Here is a 7,078-nt window from a genome sequence, read left to right as displayed (position 1 = left end):
GGGTCTGGCTCGGCCCGTAGGGCTGGAGGTACCAGGCAATCGTGCCGAGGGCCGCAAGGGCCCAGCCCACCAGCAGCAGCCGACGGGCCAGCACGGCGAAGAACAGTGCGAGCCAGCCGGGCACCAGCAGCCAGGGCAGGAAGGCCAGCAGCTGGGGGAGCGGTGTCGGCCCGTCGGCGTCGGAGATCCGCGCCACCAGCGGCGCGGTGCACACGAGCAGCAGCAACACGCTGAGCGTGGCGGACGTCCGGCGCGGTCCACGCCGGCGGGCGGGCCGGGAACCCCTGTCGGGGCCCGACCCGCCCGCCGGCCGGTCCTCCGCCGGCCGTCCGCCTCCTGCGCGCATGTCCCGATGGTGCACCACCGGGAACGGCTCAGCCGGCGTCGCCGCCCTTCAGCATGTCGCCCCAACCGGGTTGGAGCATCGTCTGGAACCGCCACTGCCCGTCGGCCCTGACCAGGACGTCGGCGTAGTCCAGCTGGTGGGTCCGGCCGCCTACGGTCATGGTCGAGCGGGAGAAGACCACCGCGAGCGAGGGGCTGAGGAAGAACGGCGTGCGCGTGGAGTCGAAGCGGGTGCCTTCGGCGGACTCGTCGTCGGACTCGTCACCGCCCATCACCGCGCCCATCGTGGTCAGGTACTGCTCGCGGTCCCACTGACCGCACCAGGCCCGGCCCGTCGAGTCGTCGGTGACCAGGTTCAGCGGGAAGACCGCCAGGTCCGCCGTGCGCGGGACGTCCCCCGCCGCGCTGGAGTTGTCGTAGTGCTCGAACCACTCGGCCAGGCTGCACAGATCCTCCTCGGTCGGGCGGTAGCCCGTGACGGACTCGGTGGGGATGTCGTCGCGGAACGACGAGACGGACGAGGGGTGGGAAGCGGGCAAGGAGACTCCTGTAGTCAAAGTTGATTACTACTGCGAGGTTGAGGAGATTAACGGTCCGTTCTGCGGTAGTCAAGTTTGATCAGAGGATTTCCTTCGCCTGTCGGTTCGAGAGTTCCGGACAGAACCTGGCCGCATGGTCGTCTACGGTGCCGTCATGCGGACCAAGGTGCTGAGCACGCGTGAGATCAACCGGGCCACCCTCGAGCGCCAGGCGCTCCTCGCCCGTACCGACCGACCGCCCGTCGAGGTGGTGGAACACCTGGTGGGAATGCACGCCCAGGTGCCGGGAAACGTGTACACGGCGTTGTGGAGCCGTGTCGTCGACTTCGACCCGCACGCCTTCTCCCGACTGGTCGAGGAGCGGCGGGTGGTCAGGCTGAGCCTGCAGCGCTCGACCCTGCACCTGGTCACCGCCGAGGACTGCCTGCCGCTGCGCGCACTGCTGGCCGATGTCCATCTCCGCACGCTCAAGGGTGCGTTCGGGCGGGCCCTCGCCGCTCTCCCGGAGGCGGAGATCGCCGAAGTGGTCGCGCGGGGGCGGGAGTTGGTGGAGGAGGCGCCGCGGTCGTCCCACGAGCTGGGCGGGCTGCTCGCGGAGCGCTGGCCGGAGGTGGACCGGCAGGCGCTCGCCATGCTCGTCCGGCAGTACCTGCCGCTGGTCCAGGTGCCGCCCCGCGGGCTGTGGCAGCGCGGCGGCCAGTCCCGCCACACCACGGCCGAGCACTGGCTGGACGTCGACGGCGTCGAGGCCACGACGCCGGAGCGGTTGGTGCTGCGCTACCTCGCCGCCTTCGGCCCGGCCAGTGTGAAGGACGCCCAGATGTGGTCCGGACTGACCGGCCTGGGCGAGGTGTTCGACGGGCTGCGGGGGCGGTTGCTGTGCTTCCGGGACGAGTCGGGGACCGAACTGTACGACATGCCCGACGCTCCCCGGCCGGACGCGGACACTCCCGCGCCGGCCCGGCTGCTGCCGGAGTACGACAACCTCTTCTACGGGCATGCCGACCGCTCGCGCGTGGTGACCCGTGAGGACCAGCGCCGCACCTGGCGCGGAAACACGTCCTACTCCGTCTTCCTCGCCGACGGACGCATCGAGGGCGTGTGGCGGCTGACGGTCGACCGGCGCCGCACCGCGGGGGCGCTGAGTCTGCACCCGTTCCGCCCGCTGCCGCGCCCCCAGCGCGCGGCAGTCGAGGCGGAGGCGGCCGCTCTGCTCGAACTGCACCTCCCCGGTGGTGCGAACGACGTCCGCTGGGACGAGACGCCCGTCTGGGAGGCGTGAGCCGTCCAGGGCTCGTTCGGAGGGGCGGCGGTCGGGGAGAGGGCCGTCCACCGGGGTGCGGGTGCTGTCCATCGCCCGGCGGACGGCGTGGCGGGCGCGTACGGCTCCCCAGCCCGGCGGCGCGCCCGCCCGTCTCACGCCCCGGTCAGCGGGGCGATGGCGGTGGGGGCGTGCTCGGCCTCGGTGGCCAGCTCCTCGAACTCCAGGACCTCGCCGATGTGGCCGGTGCCGCTCATGGAGATGTTGGTGACCCGCTCCAGGATCGCCTCGACGACCACCGGCACCCGGTGCTCGGCGGCCAGCTTCTTGGCCTCCTCGAAGGCCGGCAGCAGCTGGTCCGGCTCGGTGACCCGGATCGCCTTGCAGCCCAGGCCCTCGACGACCTTGACGTGGTCGACGCCGTACTGGCCCAGCTCGGGCGCGTTGATGTTCTCGAAGGAGAGCTGGACCTGGTAGTCCATGTCGAACTGGCGCTGCGCCTGGCGGATCAGGCCCAGGTAGGAGTTGTTCACCAGGACGTGGACGTAGGGGATCCTGAACTGCGCGCCGACCGCCAGCTCCTCGATCATGAACTGGAAGTCGTAGTCACCCGACAGGGCGACGACCGTGCCGTCCGGGTCGGCGGTGGCGACGCCCAGCGCCGCCGGGACCGTCCAGCCCAGCGGGCCGGCCTGGCCGCAGTTGATCCAGTGGCGGGGCCGGTAGACGTGCAGGAACTGGGCGCCGGCGATCTGCGAGAGGCCGATCGTCGAGACGTACCGGGTCTCCGGGCCGAACGCCTTGTTCATCTCCTCGTAGACGCGCTGCGGCTTGAGCGGCACGTCGTCGAAGTGCGTACGGCGCTGGAGCTGCGCCTTGCGGCGCTGGGTGGCGGCGGCCCACTCGCCCCGGTCGGGCAGCGTGCCGGCGGCCTTCTGCTCCCGGGCCACCTCCACGAACAGCTCCAGCGCGGCGCGCGCGTCGGAGACGATGCCGAGGTCGGGCGCGAAGATCTTGCCGATCTGGGTCGGCTCGACGTCCACGTGCACGAACGTGCGGCCCTCGGTGTAGACGTCGACGCGACCGGTGTGGCGGTTCGCCCAGCGGTTGCCGACGCCCAGGACGAAGTCGGACTCCAGGAAGGTGGCGTTGCCGTAGCGGTGCGAGGTCTGCAGACCCACCATGCCGGCGTTCAGCGGGTGGTCGTCGGCGATGGTGCCCCAGCCCATGAGGGTGGGGATGACGGGGATGCCGGTCAGCTCGGCGAATTCCACCAGTAGCTCGGCGGCGTCGGCGTTGATGACACCGCCGCCGGCGACGATCAGCGGACGCTCGGACTCGGCCAGCATCGCCAGCGCACGCTCGACCTGACGGCGCGTCGCGGCGGGCTTGTGGACCGGCAGCGGCTCGTACAGCTCCGGGTCGAAGTCGATCTCGGTGAGCTGGACGTCCAGCGGCAGGTCGATGAGGACCGGGCCGGGGCGGCCGGAGCGCATCAGGTGGAACGCCTGCTGGAAGACGCCCGGGACCTGGGCCGCCTCCAGCACGGTGGTGGCCTTCTTGGTGACCGGCGCGGCGATCGAGGCGATGTCGACGGCCTGGAAGTCCTCCTTGTGCAGCACGGCGGTCGGTGCCTGGCCGGTGATGCACAGGATCGGGATCGAGTCGCCGATGGCCGAGTAGAGGCCGGTGATCATGTCGGTTCCGGCGGGTCCCGAGGTACCGATGCAGACACCGATGTTGCCGGCCTTGGCGCGGGTGTAGCCCTCGGCCATGTGGGACGCGCCCTCCACGTGGCGGGCGAGCTTGTGCTCGATGCCGCCGGAGGCGCGCAGCGCGGCGTAGAAGGGGTTGATGGCCGCGCCCGGAACGCCGAACGCGGTGTCGACGCCTTCGCGCTTGAGGATCTCGACTGCCGCGCGGGCAGCGGTCATACGTGGCATGAGTGCTCCTGATCGCAAGTGATCGGACCGTGAGAGGCCGCTACTCGCCGGCCGCCTTGGCGAGCCCGGGATTTCCACGATGTGGAAGTAGCGTTCTGCGATATGAAAGCAATCTAGAGCCGCCTCCCGTTCGAGTCAAGGCCGGACGGGCGGCGCGGGGGAGGAGAGTGGGTGTCTGCCGTCCACTGCCGAAGGGCGTCAGACGGCGTCAGTTCCCGCCGCGGGGCAGGCTGAACGCCACGCGCTGCCGGGCAGGCGGAAGCGCCGGACGTCGGAGTCCGGGCAGGGTGGGACTGCGGCGCCGCAGCGCCGGTACGTGCCGCGTGCGGCGGTCAGGTCTCGCCGCGCACCAGGCGCTCGGCGGCCTCGTTGACCGCCTGCGGGGTCCCCGTGAGGTCGAGGACAAAGAGGGCGAGGCCGAGTTCGTCGGCCCGGGCGCGGGCCCGCGGCGCGTAGCCGGCGAGGGAGAAGCAGGCCGCCGTCGTCGACTCGCTCAGCCCGTTGAGCCAGATGGTCTCCACGGCGCGCACGGTTGTCGGCGCCGTGCCGGCTTCGACGCGGGCGACGATGTCGTGTCCGCGCAGGTCGACTCCGGAGGCGGGGCGGCTGCCGGCCGCGCGGACGTCCCGGTGGCCGAGCCAGCGCAGGTACTGGTCGGCGGCGAGCAGCGCGTCGTGTGCGGTGCGGATGGTCACCGGCTGGAAGGCCGGCCGGTGGGCGTCGGTCGCCCTGCCGGTCGGTGACGCCGACGGTTCCGCACCGGCCGGCGCCTGCCGGCCGCGCACCGGGAGTCGCAGCAACGTGCCGCAGGGGCAGCCGAGTTCCGGCTGCGGCCAGTTGTCCACGCGGCCGCAGCCCACGCAGCGCACCGACACCCAGCAGTCGGACCAGTTGCGGCGCAGCACCGGTACCGGCGGCTGGTCGGACGCGAGCGTGAGGCTCACGGGAGTGCCGCACGGGCAGGGGTAGTTGGTCGGGTTGTAGTGGTGCTCGCGGCGGCAGTCGGGGCAACGCACGGTCGCGTTCTCCGTCATCGCGGACTCTCCTCGGCTGTTGCCGTCGCCGGTCTGGCGTGGGTGCCCCCATGGTCGCGGAAAACCGGAACGTCCGCGACCGGACCCGGGGAACTCGGGCGGTTTCGCGGACGTTTCGGCACGGTTGGTCACCCGGCGGTGCGAGGCTGGCGCGACAGGACGTTCGCACCGCCGGGAGGTGTGAGGGGAGTCGGGGCGGACGCGTGACCGCCCCGGAGGTGTTCCCGTATCGCCGGCCACCCCTCAGATCAGCCGATCACATACCGACCGGCGATACGGGATGCGCGGGGCCGACCTCCCAATCAGCCTTCGCGCAGCTCGCGCACCGCTTCCTCGACGCGGCGACCGTAGTCGGGGTCCGCGGCGTGGAAGTGGGCGAGGTTCTTCTCGACGACGTCGTCCCGGGTCACCTGGGAGAGCCCGCCGGCGATGTTGGCGACCAGGCGCTTCTTCTCGTCCTCGGACATGAGCCGGTACAGCTCGCCCGCCTGGAAGAAGTCGTCGTCCTTGGTGTGCGCCGGCGCCGCGTGGGTGCCGGTGTGGCCGTTGACGGCGAACGGCGCGGCGAGCGGCTGGTCGGTCTGCACCGGGCCGCCGTAGGAGTTGGGCTCGTAGTTCTTGGCGCGGCGGCCCTGGCCGTTGGCGGCCATCAGGCCGTCCCGGCCGTAGTTCTCTGCCGTGGTCGCGCGGGGCGCGTTCACCGCGAGCTGGGTGTGGTTGACACCGAGCCGGTAGCGGTGGGCGTCGGCGTAGGCGAACAGTCGGCCCTGGAGCATCTTGTCCGGGGAGGGGCCGATGCCCGGCACGAAGTTGTTCGGGGAGAAGGCGGCCTGCTCGACCTCGGCGAACACGTTGTCCGGGTTGCGGTCCAGCACCAGGCGGCCGACCCGCTGGAGCGGGTAGTCGGCGTGCGGCCACACCTTGGTGAGGTCGAACGGGTTGAAGCGGTAGTCGGCCGCTTCGGCCGCCGGCATGACCTGCACGTACAGGGTCCAGGACGGGTGCACGCCCCGCTCGATGGCCTCCAGCAGGTCCGTCTGGTGGCTGTTGGCGTCCTTGCCGGCCAGCTCGGCGCCCTGCTCGCTGCTCAGGCAGCGGATGCCCTGGTTGGTCTTGAAGTGGTACTTGACGAAGAAGGCCTCGCCCTCCGCGTTGGTCCACTGGTAGGTGTGCGAGCCGTAGCCGTTCATGTGGCGGTAGCTGGCCGGGATGCCGCGGTCGCCCATCAGCCAGGTGATCTGGTGGGTGGCCTCGGGGGCGTGGGCCCAGAAGTCCCAGACGTTGTCCGCTTCCTGGCGACCGGTGAACGGGTCGCGCTTCTGGGAGTGGATGAAGTCGGGGAACTTGATCGGGTCCTTGATGAAGAACACCGGGGTGTTGTTGCCGACGAGGTCGTAGTTGCCCTCCTCGGTGTAGAACTTCAGCGCGAAGCCGCGCGGGTCGCGCACCGCGTCGGCGCCGCCGAGGCTGTCGGCCACGGTGGAGAACCGCAGGAAGACCTCGGTGCGCTTGCCGATGGTGTCGAGGAACGCGGCCCGGGTGTAGCCGGTGACGTCGTCGGTCACCTCGAAGTGGCCGTAGGCGCCGGAGCCGCGCGCGTGCACCACGCGCTCCGGGATGCGCTCCCGGTTGAAGCGGGCGAGCTTCTCCAGCAGGTGCTGGTCCTGGATGAGCAGCGGGCCGCCGACCCCGGCGGTGGCGGAGTTCTGGTTGTCGGCGACCGGTGCGCCTGACTCGGTCGTCAGCGTGGGCTTCGACATGGTGACCTTCCGTGCGGGACTGCGGAAGTCGGCTTCCGCGGTGGGAGCGTAAGGACGGCTTCGGCAGCACGTCAACAGTTTGTTGAATTCCGGGTGGCGGCGCCTTGGGCGCGACAGGACAGTTGTCGGCGCCGCCACCCGGGGTCCGGGGGGTCGGCCCGGCGCGTGGCTCGGGCCGGCCGGGGCCCTCGGGGAG

Annotated in this window: 5 protein-coding genes and 1 pseudogene; 1 reads left to right on the top strand and 5 read right to left on the bottom strand. The window is 71.3% G+C overall.

What is annotated here, in order from left to right:
- Both FNX44_RS21550 and FNX44_RS21545 read right to left on the bottom strand, forming a co-directional pair.
- Positions 1-226 (bottom strand): annotated as a pseudogene (locus FNX44_RS21550) (endonuclease/exonuclease/phosphatase family protein); the annotation flags it as partial.
- A 148-nt stretch (positions 227-374) separates the two neighbouring features.
- Positions 375-839, bottom strand: coding sequence for a nuclear transport factor 2 family protein (locus tag FNX44_RS21545; RefSeq protein ID WP_143650335.1), 465 nt, complete (start codon positions 837-839; stop codon positions 375-377).
- Positions 840-1,038: 199 nt separating this feature from the next.
- Here FNX44_RS21545 and FNX44_RS21540 point away from each other — a divergent pair, with 199 nt between their 5' ends.
- Positions 1,039-2,166, top strand: coding sequence for a winged helix DNA-binding domain-containing protein (locus tag FNX44_RS21540; RefSeq protein ID WP_228450084.1), 1,128 nt, complete (start codon positions 1,039-1,041; stop codon positions 2,164-2,166).
- A gap of 134 nt (positions 2,167-2,300) precedes the next feature.
- Here FNX44_RS21540 and gcl read toward each other — a convergent pair whose 3' ends face one another.
- The 3 genes from gcl to FNX44_RS21525 form a co-directional block, all read right to left on the bottom strand.
- Complete coding sequence (gene gcl, locus FNX44_RS21535; protein ID WP_143650332.1) at positions 2,301-4,088, bottom strand: glyoxylate carboligase; 1,788 nt, start codon at positions 4,086-4,088, stop codon at positions 2,301-2,303.
- A gap of 332 nt (positions 4,089-4,420) precedes the next feature.
- Entirely contained in the window at positions 4,421-5,122 is a 702-nt protein-coding gene (locus FNX44_RS21530; protein WP_143650329.1) for a hypothetical protein, read from the bottom strand.
- 302 nt (positions 5,123-5,424) lie between these two features.
- A complete protein-coding gene (locus FNX44_RS21525) occupies positions 5,425-6,882 on the bottom strand; it encodes a catalase (protein ID WP_143650327.1) in 1,458 nt (485 codons plus the stop codon).
- Positions 6,883-7,078: the final 196 nt, after the last annotated feature.

Source organism: Streptomyces alkaliterrae, from assembly GCF_007097205.2.
GTDB lineage: Bacteria > Actinomycetota > Actinomycetes > Streptomycetales > Streptomycetaceae > Streptomyces > Streptomyces alkaliterrae.
Note: the sequence above shows the minus strand (reverse complement) of the source record. Positions and strands in the feature narration are given on the sequence as shown.